This window comes from Pseudomonas sp. SA233 (assembly GCF_054792385.1).
Map to the genome: position 1 here is coordinate 5391944 of NZ_CP096449.1, position 23437 is coordinate 5415380.

Consider the following 23437-nt stretch of genomic DNA (forward strand, 5'->3'; position numbering starts at 1 on the left):
TGGCAACCCGCCCCCAGCCACGGATAATGCCCAGTTTTTCCACCTGCGCATCCAAGCGCTCCACCGCGCTTGCGGTCGAAAAGAGATCCCCATGAAAGACACCATTCGCCAGCTGATCCAGCAAGCCCTCACCCAACTCGTCACCGACGGTGTGCTGCCTGAAGGGCTGTCGCCGGCGATCCAGGTGGAAAACGCCCGGGACAAGACCCATGGCGACTTCGCCAGCAACATCGCCATGATGCTGGCCAAGCCGGCCGGCATGAAGCCGCGGGACCTGGCCGAGAAACTGATCAATGCCCTGCCGGCCAGCGCCGACATCAGCAAGGTCGAAATCGCCGGCCCCGGCTTCCTTAACTTCTTCCAGAACACCGACGCCCTGGCCAACCGCCTGGATGCCGCACTGGCCGACGCCCACCTGGGCGCGCGCAAGGCCGGCCCTGCGCAAAAGGTTGTGATCGACATGTCGGCACCCAACCTGGCCAAGGAAATGCACGTCGGCCACCTGCGTTCGACCATCATCGGTGACAGCGTGGCGCGCGTGCTGGAGTTCCTCGGCGATGACGTGATCCGCCAGAACCACGTGGGCGACTGGGGCACCCAGTTCGGCATGCTGCTGGCCTACCTGGAAGAAAACCCGATCACCAGCGACGAGCTGTCGGACCTGGAAAACTTCTACCGCGCCGCCAAGAAGCGCTTCGACGAATCCGAAGAGTTCGCCACCCGTGCCCGTGGCCTGGTGGTCAAGCTGCAGGCCGGCGACCCGGACTGCATGGCCCTGTGGACGCGCTTCAAGGACATTTCGCTGTCGCACTGCCAGAAGACCTACGAGCTGCTCAACGTCAAGCTGACCATGGCCGACGTGATGGGTGAAAGCGCCTACAACGACGACCTGGCCAACGTGGTCGCCGACCTCAAGGCCAAGGGGCTGCTGGTCGAAGACCAGGGCGCCCAGTGCGTGTTCCTCGACGAATTCAAGAACAGCGAAGGCGAACCACTGCCGGTGATCGTGCAGAAGGCCGACGGCGGCTACCTGTACGCCACCACCGACCTGGCCGCCGTGCGCTACCGCAGCAACGTGCTCAAGGCGGACCGCGCCCTGTACTTCGTCGACCAGCGCCAGGCCCTGCACTTCAACCAGGTGTTCGAAGTTGCACGACGCGCAGGCTTCGTCGGCCACCCGATGCAGATGGAGCACATGGGCTTCGGCACCATGAACGGTGCCGATGGCCGCCCGTTCAAGACCCGTGACGGCGGTACCGTGAAGCTGATCGACCTGCTCACCGAGGCCAAGGAGCGCGCCTACGCGCTGGTCAAGGAAAAGAACCCGAGCCTGGCCGACGAAGAACTGCGCCACATCGGTGAAGTGGTTGGCATCGGCGCTGTGAAGTACGCCGACCTGTCCAAGCACCGCACCAGCGACTACAGCTTCAACTTCGAGCTGATGCTCAACTTCGAAGGCAACACCGCGCCTTACCTGCTGTACGCCTACACCCGCGTGGCCGGCGTATTCCGCAAACTGGGCAAAGGCTTCGATGAAGTCGATGGCAACATCGTGCTGCTGGCTGCCCACGAGCAGGACCTGGCCGCGCGCCTGGCGCAGTTTGGCGAAATCCTCAACAACGTCGCCGACAAGGGTACGCCGCACGTGCTGTGCAGCTACCTGTACGACCTGGCCGGCCTGTTCTCCAGCTTCTACGAGAACTGCCCTATCCTTGCCGCCGAAACCCCGCAGCAGCAGCAGAGCCGCCTGCGCCTGGCGGCCCTGACCGGCCGCACCCTCAAGCAAGGTCTGGAACTGCTCGGCCTGGAAACCCTGGAGCGCATGTAAGTTGGCTGCCAAGAAAAAACCTGCACCCAAACGCGGCGCCAGCCGCCAGACGGCGCCGGCCAAGCAGCCGATTCCCGGTTGGGTATGGCTGGCGGTCGGCCTGACCGTAGGCGCGTTCATCGTGTTCCTGATGAAGCTCGAGCCTGGTGGCGAAGACATCAAGCGCACCAAGCCGGAGCAGCAGAAAGCGGACAAAGTGGCCGAAGCCGGCAAGTCGGCGCAGCCCACTCCGCAGCAGCCTGTGAAGCCGAAGTACGACTTCTACACGCTGCTGCCGGAGTCCGAGGTGATCGTGCCGCCGGAGGCCGTGCCAGAGAAGACACCACCCGTCCCGGCCCAGCCGGTGACCCCGGTGACGCCAGCCGAAGCGGCAAAGATCGACACGGCGCGAGCCCAGGCAGCATTGATGGGCCAGACACCGCCACCGGCACCGCCAGTCATCAAGCCGGCGGCGACCACCCAGTTCTTCCTGCAGGCCGGCTCGTTCCGCAAGCAGGCCGATGCTGACAAGGTGCGCGCGCAGATCATCCTGCTGGGGCAGTCGGTAAAGGTAGAGTCGGGCACGGTCAAGGACGAAACCTGGTACCGCGTGCTAGTGGGCCCGTTCAGCAACCGCGAGCAGCTGACCGGGGCACAGAAGCAGCTGGCCGGAGCAGGTTTCAGCAACCTGCTGCTGCAACAGCGGCAGACCCGTCAGTAACCTGGAATTCGGGGGCGCTTTGCGCCCCCTGTGTCCTCAACCCCGCCCCGCATTCCGCTCGGAAACCTGGCTGTTCAGCGTCCAGAAGTCATACAGCACCCCCACCAGAAACAGCCCGCCGGTAAAGAAGTAGATGATCGCGGTGATCCACTTGCCCTGATACAGCCGGTGCAGACCAAACACCCCGAGGAAGGTCAGCAGGATCCAGGCGATGTTGTAGTCAATGCGCCCGGACTGGAACCTGAGGTCGGCTTCACGGTCCATGGACGGGATCAGGAACAGGTCGATCAACCAGCCGATGCCCAGCAGGCCCAGGGTGAAGAACCAGATGGTGCCGGTTACGGGCTTGCCGTAATAGAAACGATGCGACCCGGTAAAGCCGAAAATCCATAGCAGGTAGCCAATGGTCTTGCTGTGGGTGTCGTGAAACGGCGCCCCCTGTTGATAACTGTTCATTCATAGCCCCCGTGGGTTATCCGAAAATTTTCTAAGAAAAAATGTGACTTTCTTGTCGCAGGCCGACGTACGGCACCTGGACAATCGACCAACGGATCAAAGATTGATCAAAAAGCTGTTATAAAGTTGCGCGCCCAACACATAACTATTCATAAGAGCTTCATCTATGCCGCCTTTACTCAAGACATGGCTGACCCTCTGCCTATTATTGCCCCTGGCCGCCCACGCCACCAATCGTGAGCAACGTCTTCCCAATGGTTTTACCGGCTACACCACCAATGCCTCGGTAAGACACGCACCAGTCAAGCAGACCGCGCTGCGCACCCGCCCAAGCAATGCCGCCAACAGCCGCAGCGTGCCCGGTGTGCCAGTCGCCGCCATGTCGCCGAAGCAGAGCAGCGATGTGCTCAGCCGTGCGGTGAATGTGCTCGGCACCCCTTATGTCTGGGGCGGCAGCAGCCCGAAGAAAGGCTTCGACTGCAGCGGGCTGGTCAAATACGCCTTCAACGACGTCGCCGACGTCGACCTGCCGCGCACCTCCAATGCCATGGCCCAGGGCCACGGCATCAAGGTGGCCAAGGGTGACCTGAAGCCAGGCGACCTGATCTTCTTCAACATCAAGAGCCGTCGGGTGAACCACGTTGCCATCTACCTGGGCAACGACCGCTTCATCCATGCTCCACGCCGTGGCAAGCGGGTAAGCATCGACACCCTGAGCAAGCCTTACTGGCAGAAGCATTACGTGGTGGCCAAGCGAGTGCTGCCGAAAGAACAGCAGCAACTGAGCCTGGCCAAGCGCTGATCTGATCGGCGCTATCCTGTCCGGGCCTCTTCGCGGGTAAACCCGCTCCCACAGGTACACCACAGCATTCGAAGGCTGTGTTATCCATGTGGGAGCGGGTTTACCCGCGAAAGGGCCAGCACAGGCACTATAGATCGCTGATCAGCCCCCTCTCCTTCAACCCTCGCATCGCCCCCTCCATCGTCCGCATCCCGTCCGCACCACCCGCCTGCATCACCGAACACAACTGCGCCATCCGCCCTTCCCGAACCAGGTTACGCACCGCTGGCGTCACCACTAGCACTTCCCGCGCAGCAACCCGCCCTCCGCCCGCGCGCCTGACCAGCACCTGCGCTACCACCAGGCGCAACGACTCGGCCAGCATCGCCCGCACCAACGGCTTCTCTTCGGCAGCGAACACCTCCACCAACCGGTCAACACTGCTCACCGCCGAACGCGTATGCACGGTCGCCAGTACCAGGTGCCCGGTCTCAGCCGCACGCAAGGCCAGGCGAATGGTTTCCAGGTCGCGCAGCTCACCGATCATGATCACATCCGGGTCCTGGCGCAGGGCACTGCGCAGCCCCTGGGCGAACCCACCGCAATGGCGGCCGACCTCACGCTGGTTGACCAGGCTGCGCTGGCTGCTGTGGATAACTTCGACAGGGTCCTCAAGGGTGATGATATGCAGAGCACGATCGCGGTTCAGCTGGTCGAGCAGTGCCGCCAAGGTGCTGGACTTGCCACTGCCGGTCGGCCCACCGACGAGGATCAAGCCATCTCGGCACTGCGCAACAGCTTGAAACACATCGCCCAGGTCGAGTTCATCGAGCGTGGCGATATGCCCCGGGATCAGGCGAAAGGTGGCCGCAGGGCCGTGCAACTGGCGAAACAGATTCAGCCGAAAGCGCCCTAGCGCCGGCAATTCCAGCGCCAGGTCCAGCTCATCACCCTGGGCCCACTGTCGGCGCTGGTCTTCATCCAGCATGGGTGCCATGCCCTCGATCAAGGCGACCGGGCCCAAGGTCGGCAGGGCCATGCGCTGCAGCTCGCCATCCAGGCGCAACATCGGTAACTGGCCCGCCGCCAGGTGCAGGTCGGAAGCCCCCGCATCCACGGCCCGGGCCAACAGGTCGGTCACATCCATGAGACTCCCCAAAGGCCTTCAAGTAGGTAGAATGCCGCAAACCCTCCAGCCGCCGGCATCAGTCCATGTCCACCCTAGCAGACAACCTTTCCGCTATTTCCGCCCGTATCGCCAGCGCTGCCCAGGCTGCCGGGCGTGATCCGGCCAGCGTCCAGTTGCTGGCCGTGAGCAAGACCAAGCCAGCTAGCGCCATCCGCGAAATCCACGCCGCTGGCGTATGCGATTTCGGGGAAAACTACCTACAGGAAGCGCTGACAAAGCAGCAGGCACTCAGCGACCTGCCCTTGATCTGGCACTTCATCGGCCCCATCCAGTCGAACAAGACCAAAGCCATCGCCGAGCATTTCGACTGGGTACATTCCGTGGACCGCCTGAAAATCGCCCAACGCCTCTCGGAGCAGCGCCCGGCCGGTCTGCCACCACTGAACATCTGCCTGCAGGTGAACGTCAGCGGCGAAGACAGCAAATCCGGCTGCACCCCTGCCGACCTGCCGGCCCTGGCCAAAGCGGTAGCCGCTCTGCCCAACCTGCGCCTGCGCGGGCTGATGGCCATTCCCGAACCCACTGATGACCGCGCCGCCCAGGAAGCCGCCTTCGCCACCCTGCGCCAGTTGCAGGAAGGCCTTGGCCTTGGTCTGGACACCCTGTCCATGGGCATGAGCCACGATCTGGAAGCGGCCATTGCACAGGGTGCGACCTGGGTGCGTATCGGTACCGCCCTGTTCGGTGCCCGCGATTACGGGCAGCCCTGATTCCATGCTTTACTCACTCTTTCCTACAAGGACCTGACATGAGCAAGACTCGTATTGCCTTTATCGGCGCCGGCAACATGGCCGCCAGCCTGATCGGTGGTCTGCGTGCCCAGGGCCTGGACGCCTCGCAGATCCGCGCCAGCGACCCGGGCGCCGAGACCCGCAGCCGCATCCAGGCCGAGCACGGCATCGAAACCTTCGAGAACAACGCCCAGGCCATCGATGGCGCCGACGTCATCGTGCTGGCGGTCAAGCCGCAGGTCATGAAAGCCGTATGCCAGGCCCTGCAACCGAACCTGCAGGAAGGCCAGCTGATCGTTTCCATTGCCGCCGGCATCACCTGCGCCAGCCTGCAAAGCTGGGTCGGCGCTCGCCCTGTGGTGCGCTGCATGCCCAACACTCCGGCACTGCTGCGCCAGGGCGTCAGCGGCCTGTACGCCACCGCGGAAGTATCCAGCGAACAACGCCAGCAGGCCGAGCAACTGCTGTCGGCCGTGGGCACCGCCCTGTGGCTCGAGCAGGAGCAGCAACTGGACGCCGTGACGGCAGTCTCCGGCAGCGGCCCGGCGTACTTCTTCCTGCTGATCGAAGCCATGACCGCGGCAGGCGAAAAGCTTGGCCTGCCACGTGAAACCGCCTCCCAGCTGACCCTGCAGACAGCCTTGGGCGCCGCACGCATGGCGGTTGCCAGCGATGTCGATGCTGCCGAACTGCGCCGCCGAGTCACCTCGCCTGCAGGCACTACCGAAGCGGCGATCAAGTCGTTCCAGGCCAGCGGCTTCGAAGCCATTGTCGAACAGGCGCTGCAGGCTGCGGCTACACGTTCCGCCGAGCTGGCCGAACAACTGGGCAAATAAGGAGCTTCAGATGAATGCACTGTCCGGCGCCGCGATCTTCGTGGTGCAAACCCTGGTCAGCCTGTACCTGGTGATCGTCCTGCTGCGCTTCGTCCTGCAGTTGGTCAAGGCCAACTTCTACAACCCGCTGTGCCAGTTCGCCGTGCGCGCCACACAGCCGCTGCTCAAGCCGATTCGCCGAGTCATCCCCAGCTTTGGTGGGCTGGATACCTCGTCGCTGCTGTTGTCGGTGGTTATCCAGGCGCTGCTGATGGCTTTCGTGCTGATGGTCACCTACGGCACCTTCGGTGACATCCTGCACCTGCTGATGTGGGCCATCATCGGTATCACCTCGCTGTTCCTGAAGATTTTCTGGGTCGCGATGATCGTCATGGTGATCGTGTCCTGGGTTGCTCCCAACAGCCACAACCCGGCGGCTGAGCTGGCCTACCAGATCAGTGAACCGGTGCTGGCACCGTTCCGCCGCATCGTGCCCAACCTGGGCGGCATGGACATCTCGCCGATCTTCGCCTTCCTCGCGATCCAGGTAATCCAGTCGTTCGTCATGCCGCCGCTGGCCGTCTACGCCGGCATGCCACAAGAGCTGTGGCGGATGATCTGAGCCCCACCTGACTCTGGTTGCTTCCAGCGACAAGCCTCTGCTTGCCGCTGGGGGTAGCGCTCTTTAGACTTACGCCTCCGTCAAGCGTGAGCAGGGTCGATGTCCACTGTCTTTCCCGAAGATTCCGTCGGTCTGGTAGTACCGCAAACCGCCCGGTTCGATGAACCGCTGGCCCTGGCCTGCGGCCGCTCCCTGGCCAGTTACGAACTGGTCTACGAGACCTATGGCACCCTGAACGCCAGCGCGAGCAACGCCGTGCTGATCTGCCATGCCCTCTCCGGCCACCACCATGCCGCTGGCTACCATGCCGCCACCGACCGCAAGCCGGGCTGGTGGGACAGTTGTATCGGCCCTGGCAAGCCGATCGACACCAACCGCTTCTTCGTGGTCAGCCTGAACAACCTGGGCGGCTGCAACGGCAGCACCGGCCCCAGCAGCATCAACCCGGCCACTGGCAAGCCCTACGGCGCCGACTTCCCGGTACTGACCGTGGAAGACTGGGTGCACAGCCAGGTGCGCCTGGCCGAGCGCCTGGGCATCCAGCAGTGGGCCGCCGTGGTCGGTGGCAGCCTGGGTGGCATGCAGGCGCTGCAGTGGACCATCAGCTACCCCGAGCGTGTGCGCCATTGCGTCGACATCGCCTCGGCGCCCAAGCTGTCGGCACAGAACATCGCTTTCAATGAAGTGGCACGCCAGGCCATCCTCACCGACCCCGAATTCCACGGCGGTTCGTTCCAGGACCAGGGCGTGATCCCCAAGCGTGGCCTGATGCTGGCGCGCATGGTCGGCCACATCACCTACCTGTCGGATGACTCGATGGGTGAAAAATTCGGCCGCGAGCTGAAGAGCGACAAGCTCAACTACGACTTCCACAGCGTCGAATTCCAGGTCGAGAGCTACCTGCGCTACCAGGGCGAGGAGTTTTCCGGGCGCTTCGACGCCAACACCTACCTGCTGATGACCAAGGCGCTGGACTACTTCGACCCTGCCGCCGCCCAGGGCGGCGACCTGGCAGCCACCCTGGCCCACGTCAAGGCGGATTACTGCATCATGTCGTTCACCACCGACTGGCGCTTCTCCCCGGCCCGTTCGCGCGAGATCGTCGACGCCCTGATGGCCGCACGCAAGAATGTCTGCTACCTGGAGATCGACTCGCCTTACGGGCACGATGCCTTCCTGATCCCCACGCCTCGCTACATGCAGGGTTTCTCGAATTACATGAACCGCATTGCCATCTGAGGACAGCATGAGAGCCGATCTGGAAATCATCCACGACTGGATCCCCGCCGGCAGCCGGGTACTCGACCTGGGCTGCGGCAGCGGCGAACTGCTGGCCTCGCTGCGCGACCGCAAGCAGGTCTCCGGCTATGGCCTGGAGATCGACGCCGACAACATCGCCGCCTGTGTGGCCAAGGGCGTCAACGTCATCGAACAGGACCTGGACAAGGGCCTGGGCAACTTCGCCAGCAACAGTTTCGACGTGGTGATCATGACCCAGGCCCTGCAGGCCGTGGAGTACCCCGACCGCATCCTCGACGAGATGCTGCGTGTGGGCCGCCAGTGCATCATCACCTTCCCCAACTTCGGCCACTGGCGTTGCCGCTGGTACCTGGCGACCAAAGGCCGCATGCCGGTTTCGGACTTCATGCCGTACACCTGGTACAACACGCCAAACATCCACTTCTGCACCTTTGCCGACTTCGAAGAGCTGTGCCACGAGCGCCGCGCCAAGGTGCTTGACCGCCTGGCAGTCGACCACTTGCACCGCAACGGGTGGGGTGGCCGGCTTTGGCCTAATCTTCTAGGTGAGATCGGCATCTACCGTGTCAGCAGCCCGGGCCTGCAAGAACATCAGCTCGCGGTCTGACGCCCACCGGAGGAATCACCCCATGCGTCGCCTAGCCCTGTTCCTGATCAGCCTGTGCCTGGCCCTGCCGGTACTGGCTGCCGATGCTGCCCGTCCCGAGCGCAAGGAAGTGTTTGGCGACGTGACGGTGCACTACAGCGCGTTCACCTCGAGCATGCTGACGCCGGAGGTGGCCGCAGCCACCGGCCTGGTACGCAGCAAGAACCAGGGCGTACTCAACATTGCCGTGCTCAAGGCCAACAAGCCCGCCATGGCGGTGGTCAGCGGCACGGTCAAGGACCTGACCGGGCGCAGCAGCCCGCTGTCGTTCAAGCAGATCACCGAACAGGGCGCGGTGTACTACATTGCCCAGTTCAAGATCGACCAGCCAGAAACCGTCACCTTCGACCTGAATATCGAAACCGGCGGCATCAGCAACTCCCTCAGCTTCAATCAGGACGTTTTCCCAGGCGAATGATGAATTTCCAGCAACTCGTATTGGCCAGCCACAACGCCGGCAAACTCAAGGAACTCCAGGCCATGCTCGGCGCGTCCGTGCAACTGCGCTCGATCGGTGAGTTCAGCCAGGTCGAGCCGGAAGAAACCGGCCTGTCGTTCGTCGAGAACGCCATCCTCAAGGCGCGCAACGCCGCACGCATTTCCGGCCTGCCGGCCCTGGCCGACGACTCGGGCCTGGCGGTGGACTTCCTCGGCGGCGCGCCGGGCATCTACTCGGCGCGCTATGCCGACGGCAAAGGTGACGCTGCGAACAATGCCAAGCTGCTCGAAGCACTGAAAGACGTGCCTGAAGCCGAGCGCGGCGCACAGTTCGTCTGCGTCCTGGCACTGGTGCGCCATGCCGACGACCCGCTGCCGATCCTGTGCGAAGGCCTGTGGCACGGGCGCATCATGTTCGAGGCCAGTGGCGAGCACGGCTTTGGCTACGACCCGCTGTTCTGGGTACCGGAGCGCAGCTGCTCCAGCGCCGACCTGGCCCCTGTGGACAAGAACCAGCTCAGCCACCGCGCCCGCGCCATGGCCCTGCTGCGCCAACGTCTGGGCCTGGCATGATCGAAACGCTGTCCAACCCCGGCGCGGCGGGCTTCACCAGCCTGCCGCCGCTGGCGCTGTACATCCACATCCCGTGGTGCGTACGCAAATGCCCTTACTGCGACTTCAACTCCCACGCTGCCGGGCCTGAACTGCCGGAAGATGCCTACGTCGCCGCCCTGCTGACCGACCTCGACCAGGAGCTGGCTGCCGTGCAAGGCCGGCCGATCAGCTCGATCTTCTTCGGCGGCGGTACCCCCAGCCTGTTCAGTGCCGACGCCCTTGGCCGGCTGCTGCGTGGCGTGGAACAACGTATCCCGTTTGCGCCGGACATCGAAATTACCCTGGAGGCCAACCCGGGCACGTTCGAGCAGGACAAGTTCAAGGCCTACCGGCAAACCGGTATCAATCGTCTGTCCATCGGTGTGCAGAGCTTCCAGCCAGCCAAACTGCAGGCGCTGGGGCGTATCCACAATGGCGATGAAGCGGTCCGCGCCGCCGGCATGGCACGCGCCGCCGGCTTCGACAACTTCAACATGGACCTGATGCACGGCCTGCCCGACCAGTCGCTCGAGGACGCGCTGGGCGACCTGCGCCAGGCCATCGACCTGGGGCCGACGCACCTGTCGTGGTACCAGCTGACCGTGGAGCCGAACACGGTGTTCTGGAACCAGCCACCCGAGCTGCCCGAGGACGACATCCTCTGGGATATCCAGGAGGCCGGCCAGGCACTGATGGCCGAACACGGCTTCCGCCAGTACGAAGTCTCGGCCTATGCCCAAGCGGGGCGCGCTGCCCGGCACAACCTCAACTACTGGCGCTTTGGCGACTTCATCGGCATCGGCGCTGGTGCCCACGGCAAGCTGACCTTCGCCGATGGGCGCATCCTGCGCACCTGGAAGACCCGCCTGCCCAAGGACTACCTGAACCTGGCCAAGCCGTTCAAGGCCGGCGAAAAGCTGCTGCCAGTCGACGAGCTGCCGTTCGAGTTCCTGATGAACGCCCTGCGCCTGACCGATGGGGTGGAAGCCGAACTGTTCACCCAACGCACCGGTTTGCCGCTGGCACAATTGCGCGAGGCACGCCGCGCTGCCGAACAAAAGGGCCTTTTGCAGGTCGAACCGGATCGGCTGGTGGCCACGCCGAGGGGCCAGTTGTTCCTCAATGACCTGCTGCAGTATTTCTTGACCTAAGGATGACCCATGGATCTGGTACTTGATCTGCTCGCGACGGTTTCTCGCTGGAGCCGCAGCAACCTGTCGGAGATTTCACTGGCCTTGGTAGGCTGCCTGCTGGTGCTGTTCGGCACCGATATCAAGGGCTGGGTGGAACAACGCCTGGGCGGCCTGGCGGGCGCCCTGCGCGTACCGTTCATGGCCTTGCTGGTGATGATCGGCAGCGGTGCGGCGCTGATCTATGCCACGCCTTGGGTGGTGAAAGGGCTTAGCCAGTTCAACAACTACGCGCTGGCGCCGGTGCTGCTGGTGGTACTGGTGCTGATCGGGGTGGTGGCGGATCGACGGGGCTGAGCCACGGCCTTGCACTGAACCTTGCAGGAGCGGCCTTGAGTCGCGATGGGCCGCAAAGCGGCCCCAGCAATTGCTGCCTCACCGCTGACATCCTGGGGCCGCTACGCGGTCCATCGCGACACAAGGCCGCTCCTACAATGACCGCGTAATCTGGCGAGTACAGAGATGGGTTGTAAAAGCTGCCCCGGAGAACCAGGGCAGCCCTACCACCTGACTAGCCCTTACTGGGCATCATCGAAGTGATCGCGCATGAAGTCCCGAACGGTCTTGAGCACAGTCAAGATCCGGATGAACGTCCAAACGCGGCTCAGCGCATCAAGCAAACGCTTCATATGCCTTGGCCTCCGTGTTGGCGGGCCAATCTTCCAGCATCTAACCGGTACTTCGATGCCTTCAAAAACTGTGTGAGAGTCTTCTGTGAAGTGGCCAGGTCAATGGCCCTTCGAGAGGTGCACCGGCACGGTTCTCAGGCCGTGTCGAAGGGGCCGGAAAGCAGAATTCTTCTCCTACCCGGCCCATCACTGATTTCATCCACACAGGAGCAGCGCGATGATACTTGGAATGCTCACCCAAGACTGTTAACCGCTCCGACACACGTGATGCCGGATATTTCTGAGCATTGACGTTCCCCCGCTACGCTGCCTATGATCAGCCAACTGTGTGAGGGTTTTCTGTGAAACCTCAGAGCGAAGGATACTCAGTCCTGTTGCTCACATAAAAAACCGCCCTTTCAATGGCGGTTTTTTTTCGCCTGCATTTCTGCAGGCATCGGCAAATCGAAAGGCCGTATCAGCCGGTCAATCCACCTTCTCGAACTTCAAATCCCAAACCCCATGCCCCAGCCGCTCGCCGCGGCGCTCGAACTTGGTGATCGGGCGCTCTTCCGGGCGTGGCACGTAGGTACCGTCAGCCGCACGGTTGCGATAGCCCGGGGCAGCGCTCATCACTTCCAGCATGTACTCCGCATACGGTTCCCAGTCGGTGGCCATGTGGAACACGCCACCGGGCTTGAGCTTGCGCCGTACCAGTTCGGCGAACTCCAGCTGGACGATGCGGCGCTTGTGGTGGCGCGCCTTGTGCCATGGGTCGGGGAAGAACAGCATCAGGCGGTCGAGGCTGTTGTCCGCCACGCAGCGGTTCAGCACTTCGATGGCATCGCAGTCATATACTCGCAGGTTCTTCAGGCCCTGGGTCAACACGCCGTTGAGCAGCGCACCAACACCCGGGCGGTGTACTTCCACACCGATGAAGTCCTGTTCAGGCGCGGCAGCAGCCATTTCCAGCAGGGAATGGCCCATGCCGAAGCCGATCTCCAGGGTGCGCGGCGCCGAGCGGCCGAACACCTGGTCGTAGTCCACCGGGCTGTCGGCCAGCGGCAGGATGTACAGCGGGCCGCCCTGCTCCAGGCCACGTTGCTGGCCTTCGGTCATGCGCCCGGCGCGCATCACGAAACTCTTGATGCGGCGGTGCGGGCGGGCTTCGCCGTCGGGGGTGATCGGCGTATCGTGCGATTCAGTCATCAGGGGCTCTTACTTGATCAGACCATCCAGCGGCGAAGAGGCGCTGGCATAGAGTTTCTTCGGCATACGGCCGGCCAGGTAGGCCATGCGACCGGCGACGATGGCGTGCTTCATGGCCTCGGCCATCAGCACCGGCTGCTGGGCGTGGGCGATGGCCGAGTTCATCAGCACAGCTTCGCAGCCCATTTCCATGGCGATGGTGGCGTCGGACGCAGTACCCACACCAGCATCCACCAGCACCGGCACCTTGGACTCTTCCAGGATGATCTGCAGGTTGTAGGGGTTGCAGATACCCAGGCCGGTACCGATCAGGCCAGCCAGCGGCATGACCGCAATGCAACCGGCTTCGGCCAACTGGCGGGCGATGATCGGATCATCGCTGGTGTAGACCATCACATCGAAACCGTCTTTGACCAACACTTCGGCGGCCTTGAGGGTTTCGATCACATTGGGGAACAGGGTTTTCTGGTCGGCCAGTACTTCCAGCTTGACCAGGTTGTGGCCATCCAGCAGTTCGCGGGCCAGGCGGCAGGTGCGCACGGCTTCGACCGCGTCGTAGCAGCCAGCAGTGTTCGGCAGGATGGTGTAGCGGTCCGGTGGCAGCACATCGAGCAGGTTCGGCTCGCCCGGGTTCTGGCCAATGTTGGTGCGGCGCACGGCTACGGTGACGATCTCGGCACCCGAGGCTTCGATGGCCAGGCGGGTTTCTTCCATGTCACGGTACTTGCCGGTACCGACCAGCAGGCGCGACTGGAAAGTACGCCCGGCCAGGGTGAAGGGCTTGTCGCTACGAACGTTGCTCATGGTTGTTCCTCGGGAAAAGGTTGCTGGGCTTGCAGGTGAATCGCCGGCCAGAATCAGCCGCCACCGATGGCGTGGACCACTTCGACCTGATCGCCGTCGTTCAACAGCGTACTGTCGTGCTGACTACGCGGCACGATATCCAGGTTCAGTTCCACCGCGACGCGGCGCCCGGTCAGCTCCAGGCGGGCCAGCAGGGCCGCGACACTTTCGCCAGCGGGCAATTCGTAAGGTTCACCGTTCAGTTGAATGCGCATGCGCACGGCCACCATTGTTCTTTGGGGGCCCGCATTCTAGCGCTGAACCGCCCTGCAACCCAAGGGCGCTGCACGCCATTAGTCGCGATTGTGGACCACCCGGTCAACCGAGCCGCCAGGCTGCCAGGCCCAGGCACAGCCAGCCGGCCAGGAAGCACAGGCCACCAAGCGGGGTGATGATGCCGAGCTTGCCCAGGCCGCTGAGGGTCAGCAGGTACAGGCTACCGGAGAACAGCACTATCCCCAGGGCAAACAGGCCGCCAGCCCAGCCGACCAGGCGCCCTGGCAGGTGCACCGAAAGCACGGCAACAGCGAAGATGGCCAAGGTATGTACCAACTGGTAGGTCACACCAGTCTGGAAGATCGCCAGGTAGTCGGCCGTCAGCCGGCTTTTCAGGCCGTGGGCGGCGAAAGCGCCCAGGGCGACACCGGTGAAGCCGAAAAAGGCGGCAAGCATCAGGAAGCTGCGAAGCATGGGACGACTCCTTGGATCGGGTCTGTATAATGGCCCCTTCCACCCGTACGGCCAAGCCATCGCCATGCTGCCAACCCTTCTCCGCCGCCTCTCTCGCGCCCTGCTCTGGTTCGCTGCCGGCAGCATCGTGCTGGTACTGGTGTTCCGCTGGGTCCCACCACCCGGTACGGCGTTGATGGTGGAGCGCAAGGTGCAGTCCTGGGTGAATGGCGAGCCGATCGACCTGCAGCGCGACTGGGAGCCGTGGGAGAACATCTCCGACGACCTCAAGGTCGCGGTCATTGCCGGCGAGGACCAGAAGTTCGCCAACCACTGGGGCTTCGACATCCCGGCCATCCAGGCAGCGCTGGCCTACAACGAGCGCGGCGGCAGCATTCGCGGTGCCAGCACCCTGACCCAGCAGGTGGCCAAGAACCTGTTCCTGTGGTCCGGGCGCAGCTGGTTCCGCAAAGGCCTGGAGGCCTGGTTCACAGCGTTGATCGAGCTGTTCTGGTCGAAGGAGCGGATTCTCGAGGTTTACCTGAACAGTGCCGAATGGGGCAAAGGTGTGTTTGGCGCCCAGGCGGCAGCGCGCTACCACTTTGGCGTCGATGCCAACCGGCTTAGCCGCCAGCAGGCGGCGCAGCTGGCGGCGGTGCTGCCGAGCCCGATCAAGTGGAGCGCCAGCCGGCCGAGCGCCTATGTGGCCAGCCGGGCCGGCTGGATACGCCGGCAGATGAGCCAGTTGGGTGGGCCCAGCTACCTGATGCAGCTCGACACTTCGCGCAAACTTTGAGCCTTTTGGGGCTGCTGCTCAGCCCATCGCGACACAAGGCCGCTCCTACAGGGGATCGCAGTCTCTTGTAGGAGCGGCCTTGTGTCGCGAAAGGGCCGCAAAGCGGCCCCAAAATCCCCCGGCCAAAAAAAAGCCGCTAACCCTATGCGGGCCAGCGGCTTTTCCTTGCTGTCAGGGCTCGATCAGGCCGCGATCAGCGCCTTGACCTTGTTCATCGCATTCTTCTCCAGCTGGCGAATCCGCTCAGCCGAAACGCTGTACTTGTCCGCCAGCTCATGCAACGTGGCCTTCTCTTCCGCCAACCAGCGCTGGTAGAGAATGTCGCGGCTACGCTCGTCCAGCCCTTGCAATGCTTCGTGCAGGTTGCTGGTGGAGTTGTCGCTCCAGTCGGCATCCTCCAGCTGCACTGCCGGGTCGTAACGGTGATCTTCCAGGTAATGCGCAGGCGACTGGAAGGCACTGTCGTCGTCAGCTTCCGCTGCCGGGTCGAATGCCATGTCCTGGCCGCTGAGGCGGCTTTCCATCTCGCGCACTTCACGCGGCTCCACGCCCAGGCTTTCCGCCACGCGGTGCACTTCGTCGTTGTTCAGCCAGGCCAGACGCTTCTTCTGGCTGCGCAGGTTGAAGAACAGCTTGCGCTGGGCCTTGGTGGTGGCCACCTTGACGATGCGCCAATTGCGCAGGATGAACTCGTGGATCTCTGCCTTGATCCAGTGCACGGCGAACGACACCAGGCGCACGCCCATTTCCGGGTTGAAGCGCTTGACGGCTTTCATCAGGCCGACGTTGCCTTCCTGGATCAGGTCGGCCTGGGCCAGCCCGTAGCCGGCATAGCTACGGGCGATATGTACGACGAAACGCAGGTGGGCCATCACCATTTGACGAGCGGCCTCGACATCCTGCTCATAATAGAGACGCTCGCCCAGATCACGCTCCTGCTCGACAGTCAGCAGCGGGATGCTGTTGACCGTGTGCACGTAGGCTTCCAGGTTTGCACCAGGTACCAGGGCATAGGCAGGTTGCAACGATGTGGTCATTCAAGAACCTCCGACTTACAGAACTCGCGCCTTGTGGGCGCTGCCAACATTGACCTGGAACGACGGTACAAGTTCCATGGTGAATAATTTGTCAATGCTGGCACGTAAAAACTATCGCGGCGCCAGCTCGTTCAGATGGCGGGCCACTGCGATCCATGCACCGATATACCCCAACAGCACCGCTCCGATCAAGAGCGACAGACCATCGGACGCCGGCACCCCACCCAGGGCGAAGTCGCTGCCGTACAGCCCGGAAAGCCCTACCACCGCCTCGTTCAGCCAGTTCAGGCCAAACGCCAGGATACCCCAAGCAATCACCCCTGCACCCAGGCCATACAGTGCGCCCATGTAAAGGAAAGGCCGGCGTACGTAGGCGTCTGTACCACCGACCAGCTTGATCACTTCGATCTCGGTACGGCGGTTTTCAATATGTAGACGAATTGTGTTACCGATTACTAACAGCAGGGCAGAAATCAGCATCACGGCCAGGCCGAAGACGAAGCGGTCACCCAGTTTGAGGATGGCCGCCAGGCGCTCGACCCATACCAGGTCGAGTTGCGCCACTTCCACCCGCGGCAGCTCCGACAGGCGCTGACGCAAGGCTTCCAGGGCCGGCTTGTCGACTTCGGTCGGGGTCACCACCACTACGCCGGGCAGCGGGTTGTCAGGCAGTTCACGCAGAGCTTCGCCCAGGCCGGACTGTTGCTGGAACTCCTCCAGCGCCTGCTCGCGGCTGACATACTGAGCGTCGGCCACGCCGGGCATGCCCTTGATCTCGTCGCGCAGCGCCTCGCCTTCGCGGCTACCGGCATCGAGCTTGAGGTATAGCGAGATCTGTGCGGCGCGCTGCCACGAGCCGCCAAGCTTCTCGACGTTCTTCAGCAGCAATGACAGGCCCATGGGCATGCTCAGCGCCACCGCCATCACCAGGCAGGTGAAGAAGCTGCCGATCGGCTGCTTGCCCAGCCGGCGCAGGCTGTCGGCCATGCTGGCACGGTGGCTTTCCAGCCAGGCATGCAGCAGCGTGCGGAAATCCGGGCCGTCATCGTCGTCGTGCTTTTTCTTCGCCGGTTGCGGGTCGGCCGGTTTCGGCGCAACCCGCTCGGAAACCTTCGGCGTACGTGTAGTGCTCATTGCCCGGCCTCCCCATCGCCGATCAAGCGGCCGCGCTGCAAGGTCAGCATGCGGTGACGCATGCGCGCAATCAGTGCCAGGTCGTGGCTGGCGATCAATACCGTGGTACCCAGGCGGTTGATGTCCTCGAACACCCCCATGATCTCCGCGGCCAGGCGCGGGTCGAGGTTACCGGTGGGTTCGTCGGCCAGCAGCAGGGCTGGCTGGTGAACGATGGCACGGGCGATGCCCACCCGTTGCTGCTGCCCGGTGGACAGGTCGGCCGGGAACAGCTCGCCCTTGTCGGCCAGCGACACTCGCTCCAGCGCCGAGTCCACGCGCTTGGCGACCTCGGCCTTGGACAGGCCGAGAATCTGCAGCGGCAAGGCGATGTTGTTGAACACCGTGCGGTCGAACAACAGCTGGTGGTTCTGGAACACCACGCCGATCTGCCGACGCAGGAACGGGATCTGCGAGTTGCTGATCTGGCCCAGGTCCTGCCCGGCCAGCATCAGCTTGCCGCTGGTCGGGCGCTCCATGGCCAGCAGCAGGCGCAGCAAGGTGCTCTTGCCCGCGCCCGAGTGGCCGGTGACGAACAGGAATTCGCCCCGGCGCGCCCGGAAACTCAGCTCATGCAAACCCACATGACCATTGGGATAGCGCTTGGCAACCTGTTCGAATCGGATCATGTTCAGTCTCGCTCGGCGAACAGAGCCTTGACGAACGGCTCGGCTTCGAAGGTACGCAGGTCGTCGATGCCTTCACCGACACCGATGAAGCGGATCGGCAGCTTGAACTGCTTGGCCAGGGCGAAGATCACCCCGCCCTTGGCAGTGCCGTCCAGCTTGGTCAGGGCCAGGCCGGTCAGTTCGACGCTCTGGTTGAAGTACTTGGCCTGGCTGATGGCGTTCTGGCCGGTGCCGGCATCGAGCACCAGCAGCACCTCGTGTGGCGCTTCGGCGTCGAGCTTGCCGATGACCCGGCGGACTTTCTTCAGCTCTTCCATCAGGTTGTCTTTGGTGTGCAGGCGGCCAGCGGTGTCGGCGATCAGCACGTCGACGCCACGAGCCTTGGCGGCCTGTACGGCATCGAAGATCACCGAAGCAGAGTCGGCGCCGGTGTGCTGGGCGATCACCGGGATCTGGTTACGCTCGCCCCACACCTGCAGTTGCTCGACCGCAGCAGCACGGAAGGTGTCGCCAGCAGCCAGCATCACTTTCTTGCCTTCGAGCTGCAGCTTCTTGGCCAGTTTGCCGATGGTGGTGGTCTTGCCGGCGCCGTTCACACCGACCACCAGAATCACATAGGGCTTGCTCTGCGCCTGCACCACCAGCGGCTGCTCGACCGGGCGCAGCAGCGCAGCCAGTTCTTCCTGCAGCGACTTGTACAGGGCATCGGCATCAGCCAGCTGCTTGCGGGCAACCTTCTGGGTCAGGTTCTGGACGATGGTGGAAGTGGCTTCCACACCAACGTCGGCGGTCAGCAGGCGGGTTTCGATTTCGTCGAGCAGGTCGTCATCGATGACCTTCTTGCCCAGGAACAGGCTGGCCATGCCCTCGCCGATACTGGCGCTGGTCTTCGACAGGCCCTGCTTGAGGCGGGCGAAGAAACCGGGCTTGGCCTGCTCGGCCTGCACGGCGACCGGGGCTGCAGCCACAGGGGCAGCAGGCTCTGGTGCAGGGCGTTCCGGGATGGCGGGCGGCGCTTTCGGCTCCAGATCCGGCACCAGAGCCACGGGCTCTTCAGCAACCGGCAGCACCAGGTTGCTGACCGGCGCGGCCGGTTCTACTACCGGGGCCGCCTCGACAGGGGCTGGCTCGATCGGGGCCGCCTGCAAGGGCATCGACGCGACCGGCTGCGGTGCAGGTGCCACCAGCGGCTGTGAAGCGACCGGCTCGGGTTCAGGGGCCTGCAACGGTTGGGAAGCAACCGGTTCGGGGACAGGGGCCTCGACCACCGGGGATTGGACGGGTGCGGCGACCTGCTGCGGTTCTGTCAGCTGTGGGGCCGCAGGGGCCTGAACGGGTTCAGGGGCCTGTGGCGCTTCGGCGGTAGCCCCTTCGACCGGAGCGGCTGCAGGCTGCTCGACGGCTGGGGGTTCATTCGCGGGCACGCCCGTTGCCACAGGTTGCTGCGGCTTCTTGCGAAACCAGCTGAACAGGCCTTTCTTCTCACCAGCCTCGGCTGGCGCTTTTTTGTCGTCGTTGGAACCAAACATGGAAGACGGCTATCTCAGGGTAGCGATGGGCCAGCTATGGCGCATCGGGAATTCTCTCTACGCAGAACAGACTATCTTGAAGCCGGCTGGTTCATGCGCAACGTTTTGTCTTAGTGTCCTGCGGGCCAGAACGGCGACAGGCATGGTCGCCAGGCAACCGGATCAGTATCCTAGCACCTCCTGGCCCGCCGACGCTAAACCAGCGGGCCGCCGAACAGGTTAAACACCGTATGAATGCTCTAGCCCGCCGCGCCGCTGGCCTGTTGCTCGGCACGCTCTGCCTGCCGCTCGCGGCCTTCGCCGCCGATGTGCAACCCACCCACGAATTCATCCTCGACAACGGCCTGAAAGTAGTCGTGCGCGAGGACCACCGCGCCCCGGTGGTAGTCTCGCAGATCTGGTACAAGGTTGGCTCCAGCTACGAAACCCCTGGCCAGACCGGCCTGTCCCATGCGCTGGAACACATGATGTTCAAGGGCAGCGCCAAGGTCGGCCCCGGCGAGGCCTCGCGCATCCTGCGTGACATAGGCGCCGAAGAAAACGCCTTCACCAGCGACGACTACACCGCCTATTACCAGGTGCTGGCCCGCGACCGCCTGCCGGTGGCCCTGGAGCTGGAGGCCGACCGCCTGGCCAGCCTGCGCCTGCCCGCTGACGAATTCAGCCGCGAAATCGAGGTGATCAAGGAAGAACGCCGCCTGCGCACCGACGACCAGCCCAACTCCAAGGCGTTCGAGCTGTTCCGCGCCATGGCCTACCCGGCCAGTGGCTACCATACCCCGACCATCGGCTGGATGGCCGACCTGGAGCGCATGAAGGTCGAGGAACTGCGCCACTGGTACGAATCCTGGTACGCCCCCAACAACGCCACCCTGGTGGTGGTCGGCGATGTCACCGTCGATGAGGTCAAGGGCCTGGCGCAGAAGTACTTCGGCAGCATCCCCAAACGCGCCGTGCCACCGGCCAAGTTGCCGCTCGAGCTGGCCCAACCAGGCCAGCGCCAGCTGACCCTGCACGTGCGCACCCAGTTGCCGAGCCTGATCTACGGTTTCAACGTACCTGGCCTGCCCACCGCCAAGGATCCGCGTACGGTGCATGCCCTGCGCCTGATCTCGGCATTGCTCGACGGCGGCTACAGCGCCCGCATGCCGGCACGCCTGGAACGCGGCCAGGAACTGGTGGCCGGCGCTTCGTCCAGCTACAACGCCTTCACCCGCGGCGACAGCCTGTTCCTGATCTCGGCCACGCCGAACGTGCAGAAGCAAAAAACCCTCGCCGATGTCGAGAAAGGCATCTGGCAGCTGCTTGATGAGCTCAAGACCACCCCGCCCAGCGCCGAAGAGCTGGAGCGCGTACGCGCCCAGGTCATTGCCGGCCTGGTCTACGACCGCGACTCCATCAGCAGCCAGGCCACTACCATCGGCCAGCTGGAAACCGTCGGCCTGTCGTGGAAGCTGATCGACAGCGAGCTGGATGAGCTCAAGCGCGTTACTCCGCAGGATATCCAGAACGCCGCGCGTACCTACTTCACCCGCGAACGCCTGAGCGTTGCCCATGTACTGCCCGAGGAGTCCGCTCATGAGTAATCGCCGCGTACCACGCCCAACCCTGCTGACCACGGGCATCCGCGCCCTGGCGCTGGCGGCGGTGCTGGCCGCCCCGGCCATGGCTGACAATGCCGCCAAAGCCGACAGCAACGCGGCACGCCCGGCCAATACCTTGCAGTCACTGGCCGAACTGGATGGCAAGGCGCCCAGCCGGCGCCAGTTGAACATACAGCACTGGAACACTGCAGAAGGCGCCCGCGTGCTGTTCGTCGAGGCCCGCGAACTGCCGATGTTCGACCTGCGCATCACCTTCGCCGCCGGCAGCAGCCAGGATGGCGGCACGCCAGGCCTGGCCGCCCTGACCAACGCCATGCTCAACGAAGGCGTGGCCGGCAAGGATGTGACTGCCATCGCCGAAGGCTTCGAGGGGCTGGGTGCCGACTTTGGCAACGGCTCCTACCGCGATATGGCCGTGGCTTCGCTGCGCAGCCTCAGCGCCAAGGACAAGCGTGAACCGGCGCTCAAGCTGTTCACCGAAGTGACTGGCAAGCCGACCTTCCCTGAAGACGCCCTCAAGCGCATCAAGAACCAGATGCTGGCCGGCTTCGAGTATGAAAAGCAGAACCCTGGCAAGGTCGCTGGCAAGGCCCTGTTCGCCAAGCTCTACGGCGACCACCCCTACGCCCACCCGAGCGACGGCACTGCCGAAAGCATCAGCGGCATCACCCTGGCACAGCTGCGCGCCTTCCACGCCAAGGCCTACACCAGCGGCAACGCGGTCATCGCCCTGGTCGGCGACCTCAGCCGCGCCGAGGCCGAAGCCATCGCCGCCCAAGTGTCAGCCGGTCTGCCCAAAGGCCCCGCGCTGGCCGCACCTGCCCAACCTGGCGAAGCCAAGGCAGGCCTGACCCACATCGACTTCCCGTCCAAGCAGACCCACCTGATGCTGGCCGAACTCGGCATCGACCGCCAGGACCCGGACTGGCCGGCCCTGTCATTGGGCAACCAGATCCTCGGCGGCGGTGCATTCGGCACCCGGCTGATGAGCGAGGTACGTGAAAAGCGCGGTCTGACCTACGGCGTGTACTCGGTGTTCAGCCCGATGCAAGTACGCGGCCCGTTCATGATCAACCTGCAGACCCGCGCCGAACTCAGCGAAGGCACGCTCAAGCTGGTGCAGGACATTCTCGCCGACTACCTCAAGACCGGTCCCACCCAGCAAGAACTGGACGATGCCAAGCGCGAACTGGCCGGCAGCTTCCCGCTGTCCAATGCCAGCAACGCCAGCATCGTCGGCCAACTGGGTGCCATTGGCTTCTACAACCTGCCGCTGACCTGGCTGGAGGACTTCATGCAGCAGTCCCAGGCCCTCACCGTCGAGCAGGTAAGGACGGCCATGAACAAACACCTGTCAGCCGATAAACTGGTGATCGTCACCGCTGGCCCGAAAGTGCCGCAAAAACCGCTGCCAGCCCCTACTGACAAGCCCTCCGAGCAGCCGCTCGGGGTACCGGAGCACTAATGCCAAGATCCACCCCTACCGCCCGCCCACAACCGGGCCACAGCAAGGGCCAGGGCCACCTGCGCATCATCGCCGGCGAGTGGCGCAGCCGACGTCTGGCGGTGCCGGACGGCGAAGGCCTGCGGCCAACGCCTGACAGAGTGCGGGAAACCCTGTTCAACTGGCTGGCCCCCTATATCGAGGGTGCCCGCGTACTGGACGCCTTCACCGGCAGCGGTGCCCTGGTGCTCGAAGCCCTGTCCCGCGGGGCCGAGGACGCGGTCGCGCTGGACAGCAACCCGGCGGCCATCGCCAACCTGAAGAACAACCTCGAGATACTGCGCTGCCCGCGCGGACAGATCCTGCAGACCGACGCCCTGCGTTATCTGCAAGGCCCAGCCAAGCAGCAGTTCGATGTGGTGTTCCTTGACCCACCGTTCCACCAGGACCTGCTGGCCGACACCTGCAAACTGCTGGAACAGAACCAGTGGCTGCGCGAGCAGGCGTGGGTCTACACAGAAAGCGAGGCTGCACCGTCGACCTTGCAACTGCCAGGTAACTGGCGCCTGCATCGCGAGAAAAAGACCGGCCAGGTGCATTACGCACTCTGGCAGCGGGGCTAATTATGTAAAGCAGGTGCAGCACC

General features: G+C 63.7%; 26 protein-coding genes. 16 read left to right on the forward strand and 10 right to left on the reverse strand.

From position 1 onward, the window contains the following. Positions 1 to 91: 91 nt before the first annotated feature. Both argS and M1D87_RS24680 read left to right on the forward strand, forming a co-directional pair. Entirely contained in the window at positions 92 to 1828 is a 1737-nt protein-coding gene (gene argS / locus M1D87_RS24675; protein ID WP_123085558.1) for an arginine--tRNA ligase, read from the forward strand. A 1-nt stretch (position 1829) separates the two neighbouring features. After that, a complete protein-coding gene (locus M1D87_RS24680) occupies positions 1830 to 2528 on the forward strand; it encodes an SPOR domain-containing protein (protein ID WP_003257831.1) in 699 nt (232 codons plus the stop codon). 36 nt (positions 2529 to 2564) lie between these two features. Here M1D87_RS24680 and M1D87_RS24685 read toward each other — a convergent pair whose 3' ends face one another. Beyond that, positions 2565 to 2984 (reverse strand): NINE protein, encoded by a 420-nt coding sequence (locus M1D87_RS24685; RefSeq protein WP_013974614.1) that lies wholly within the window; start codon positions 2982 to 2984, stop codon positions 2565 to 2567. Between the two features lie 166 nt (positions 2985 to 3150). Here M1D87_RS24685 and M1D87_RS24690 point away from each other — a divergent pair, with 166 nt between their 5' ends. After that, positions 3151 to 3786, forward strand: a complete 636-nt coding sequence (locus M1D87_RS24690; protein WP_123085557.1) for a C40 family peptidase — start codon at positions 3151 to 3153, stop codon at positions 3784 to 3786. Between the two features lie 127 nt (positions 3787 to 3913). Here the strand turns inward: M1D87_RS24690 and M1D87_RS24695 are convergent, their stop codons facing one another. Then, complete coding sequence (locus tag M1D87_RS24695) at positions 3914 to 4912, reverse strand: type IV pilus twitching motility protein PilT (protein ID WP_182328849.1); 999 nt, start codon at positions 4910 to 4912, stop codon at positions 3914 to 3916. Positions 4913 to 4977: 65 nt separating this feature from the next. On the opposite strand from M1D87_RS24695, the gene M1D87_RS24700 reads away from it, so the two are divergent. From M1D87_RS24700 to M1D87_RS24740, 9 genes are all read left to right on the forward strand, one after another. Further along, a complete protein-coding gene (locus tag M1D87_RS24700) occupies positions 4978 to 5664 on the forward strand; it encodes a YggS family pyridoxal phosphate-dependent enzyme (protein ID WP_061550317.1) in 687 nt (228 codons plus the stop codon). 38 nt (positions 5665 to 5702) lie between these two features. Continuing rightward, positions 5703 to 6521: a pyrroline-5-carboxylate reductase gene (proC, locus tag M1D87_RS24705; protein WP_039612533.1), complete on the forward strand. Its 819-nt coding sequence runs from the start codon at positions 5703 to 5705 to the stop codon at positions 6519 to 6521. A 10-nt stretch (positions 6522 to 6531) separates the two neighbouring features. Next, positions 6532 to 7122: a YggT family protein gene (locus tag M1D87_RS24710; RefSeq protein WP_123085555.1), complete on the forward strand. Its 591-nt coding sequence runs from the start codon at positions 6532 to 6534 to the stop codon at positions 7120 to 7122. 99 nt (positions 7123 to 7221) lie between these two features. After that, positions 7222 to 8361, forward strand: coding sequence for a homoserine O-succinyltransferase MetX (gene metX, locus M1D87_RS24715; protein WP_013974620.1), 1140 nt, complete (start codon positions 7222 to 7224; stop codon positions 8359 to 8361). Between the two features lie 7 nt (positions 8362 to 8368). Further along, positions 8369 to 8989 (forward strand): methionine biosynthesis protein MetW, encoded by a 621-nt coding sequence (metW, locus tag M1D87_RS24720; RefSeq protein WP_039612534.1) that lies wholly within the window; start codon positions 8369 to 8371, stop codon positions 8987 to 8989. 22 nt (positions 8990 to 9011) lie between these two features. Continuing rightward, positions 9012 to 9446 (forward strand): DUF4426 domain-containing protein, encoded by a 435-nt coding sequence (locus tag M1D87_RS24725; protein WP_003257823.1) that lies wholly within the window; start codon positions 9012 to 9014, stop codon positions 9444 to 9446. Further along, positions 9443 to 10039 (forward strand): RdgB/HAM1 family non-canonical purine NTP pyrophosphatase, encoded by a 597-nt coding sequence (gene rdgB / locus M1D87_RS24730; protein ID WP_003257822.1) that lies wholly within the window; start codon positions 9443 to 9445, stop codon positions 10037 to 10039. The genes M1D87_RS24725 and rdgB overlap by 4 nt, the downstream gene beginning before the upstream one ends. Continuing rightward, positions 10036 to 11211, forward strand: a complete 1176-nt coding sequence (gene hemW / locus M1D87_RS24735; RefSeq protein WP_039612535.1) for a radical SAM family heme chaperone HemW — start codon at positions 10036 to 10038, stop codon at positions 11209 to 11211. Before rdgB ends, hemW begins: the two co-directional genes overlap by 4 nt. Before the next feature lie 9 nt (positions 11212 to 11220). Next, positions 11221 to 11547 carry a DUF3392 domain-containing protein gene (locus M1D87_RS24740; protein WP_003257821.1) on the forward strand — a complete coding sequence of 109 codons (327 nt, stop codon included), beginning with the start codon at positions 11221 to 11223 and terminating at the stop codon, positions 11545 to 11547. Positions 11548 to 12344: 797 nt separating this feature from the next. Here the strand turns inward: M1D87_RS24740 and trmB are convergent. The 4 genes from trmB to M1D87_RS24760 all read right to left on the reverse strand — a co-directional run bounded on the left by trmB (position 12345) and on the right by M1D87_RS24760 (position 14600). Further along, positions 12345 to 13067, reverse strand: a complete 723-nt coding sequence (gene trmB, locus M1D87_RS24745) for a tRNA (guanosine(46)-N7)-methyltransferase TrmB (RefSeq protein ID WP_013974624.1) — start codon at positions 13065 to 13067, stop codon at positions 12345 to 12347. 9 nt (positions 13068 to 13076) lie between these two features. Then, entirely contained in the window at positions 13077 to 13871 is a 795-nt protein-coding gene (locus tag M1D87_RS24750; protein ID WP_013974625.1) for a thiazole synthase, read from the reverse strand. A 53-nt stretch (positions 13872 to 13924) separates the two neighbouring features. Beyond that, positions 13925 to 14125, reverse strand: coding sequence for a sulfur carrier protein ThiS (gene thiS, locus M1D87_RS24755; protein ID WP_003257817.1), 201 nt, complete (start codon positions 14123 to 14125; stop codon positions 13925 to 13927). A 103-nt stretch (positions 14126 to 14228) separates the two neighbouring features. Then, positions 14229 to 14600, reverse strand: a complete 372-nt coding sequence (locus M1D87_RS24760) for a DUF423 domain-containing protein (RefSeq protein ID WP_013974627.1) — start codon at positions 14598 to 14600, stop codon at positions 14229 to 14231. Between the two features lie 64 nt (positions 14601 to 14664). On the opposite strand from M1D87_RS24760, the gene mtgA reads away from it, so the two are divergent. After that, positions 14665 to 15375, forward strand: a complete 711-nt coding sequence (gene mtgA, locus M1D87_RS24765; RefSeq protein WP_039612537.1) for a monofunctional biosynthetic peptidoglycan transglycosylase — start codon at positions 14665 to 14667, stop codon at positions 15373 to 15375. 182 nt (positions 15376 to 15557) lie between these two features. On the opposite strand, the gene rpoH is transcribed toward mtgA, so the two are convergent. The 4 genes from rpoH to ftsY form a co-directional block, all read right to left on the reverse strand. Continuing rightward, positions 15558 to 16412 (reverse strand): RNA polymerase sigma factor RpoH, encoded by an 855-nt coding sequence (rpoH, locus tag M1D87_RS24770; RefSeq protein ID WP_003249083.1) that lies wholly within the window; start codon positions 16410 to 16412, stop codon positions 15558 to 15560. A 111-nt stretch (positions 16413 to 16523) separates the two neighbouring features. Next, positions 16524 to 17546, reverse strand: a complete 1023-nt coding sequence (ftsX, locus tag M1D87_RS24775; RefSeq protein WP_013974629.1) for a permease-like cell division protein FtsX — start codon at positions 17544 to 17546, stop codon at positions 16524 to 16526. Next, a complete protein-coding gene (gene ftsE, locus M1D87_RS24780) occupies positions 17543 to 18214 on the reverse strand; it encodes a cell division ATP-binding protein FtsE (RefSeq protein WP_013974630.1) in 672 nt (223 codons plus the stop codon). Before ftsE ends, ftsX begins: the two co-directional genes overlap by 4 nt. 2 nt (positions 18215 to 18216) lie before the next feature. Beyond that, positions 18217 to 19743, reverse strand: a complete 1527-nt coding sequence (ftsY, locus tag M1D87_RS24785; protein ID WP_123085554.1) for a signal recognition particle-docking protein FtsY — start codon at positions 19741 to 19743, stop codon at positions 18217 to 18219. A 230-nt stretch (positions 19744 to 19973) separates the two neighbouring features. Between ftsY and M1D87_RS24790 the strand changes: the two genes are divergently transcribed. From M1D87_RS24790 to rsmD, 3 genes are read left to right on the forward strand one after another with little or no spacing between them, the layout of a single operon-like run. Then, a complete protein-coding gene (locus M1D87_RS24790; protein WP_039612540.1) occupies positions 19974 to 21329 on the forward strand; it encodes a M16 family metallopeptidase in 1356 nt (451 codons plus the stop codon). Next, positions 21322 to 22812 (forward strand): M16 family metallopeptidase, encoded by a 1491-nt coding sequence (locus tag M1D87_RS24795; protein ID WP_123085553.1) that lies wholly within the window; start codon positions 21322 to 21324, stop codon positions 22810 to 22812. Before M1D87_RS24790 ends, M1D87_RS24795 begins: the two co-directional genes overlap by 8 nt. Continuing rightward, entirely contained in the window at positions 22812 to 23414 is a 603-nt protein-coding gene (gene rsmD, locus M1D87_RS24800) for a 16S rRNA (guanine(966)-N(2))-methyltransferase RsmD (RefSeq protein WP_123085552.1), read from the forward strand. Before M1D87_RS24795 ends, rsmD begins: the two co-directional genes overlap by 1 nt. The last annotated feature ends 23 nt before the right edge of the window (positions 23415 to 23437 follow it).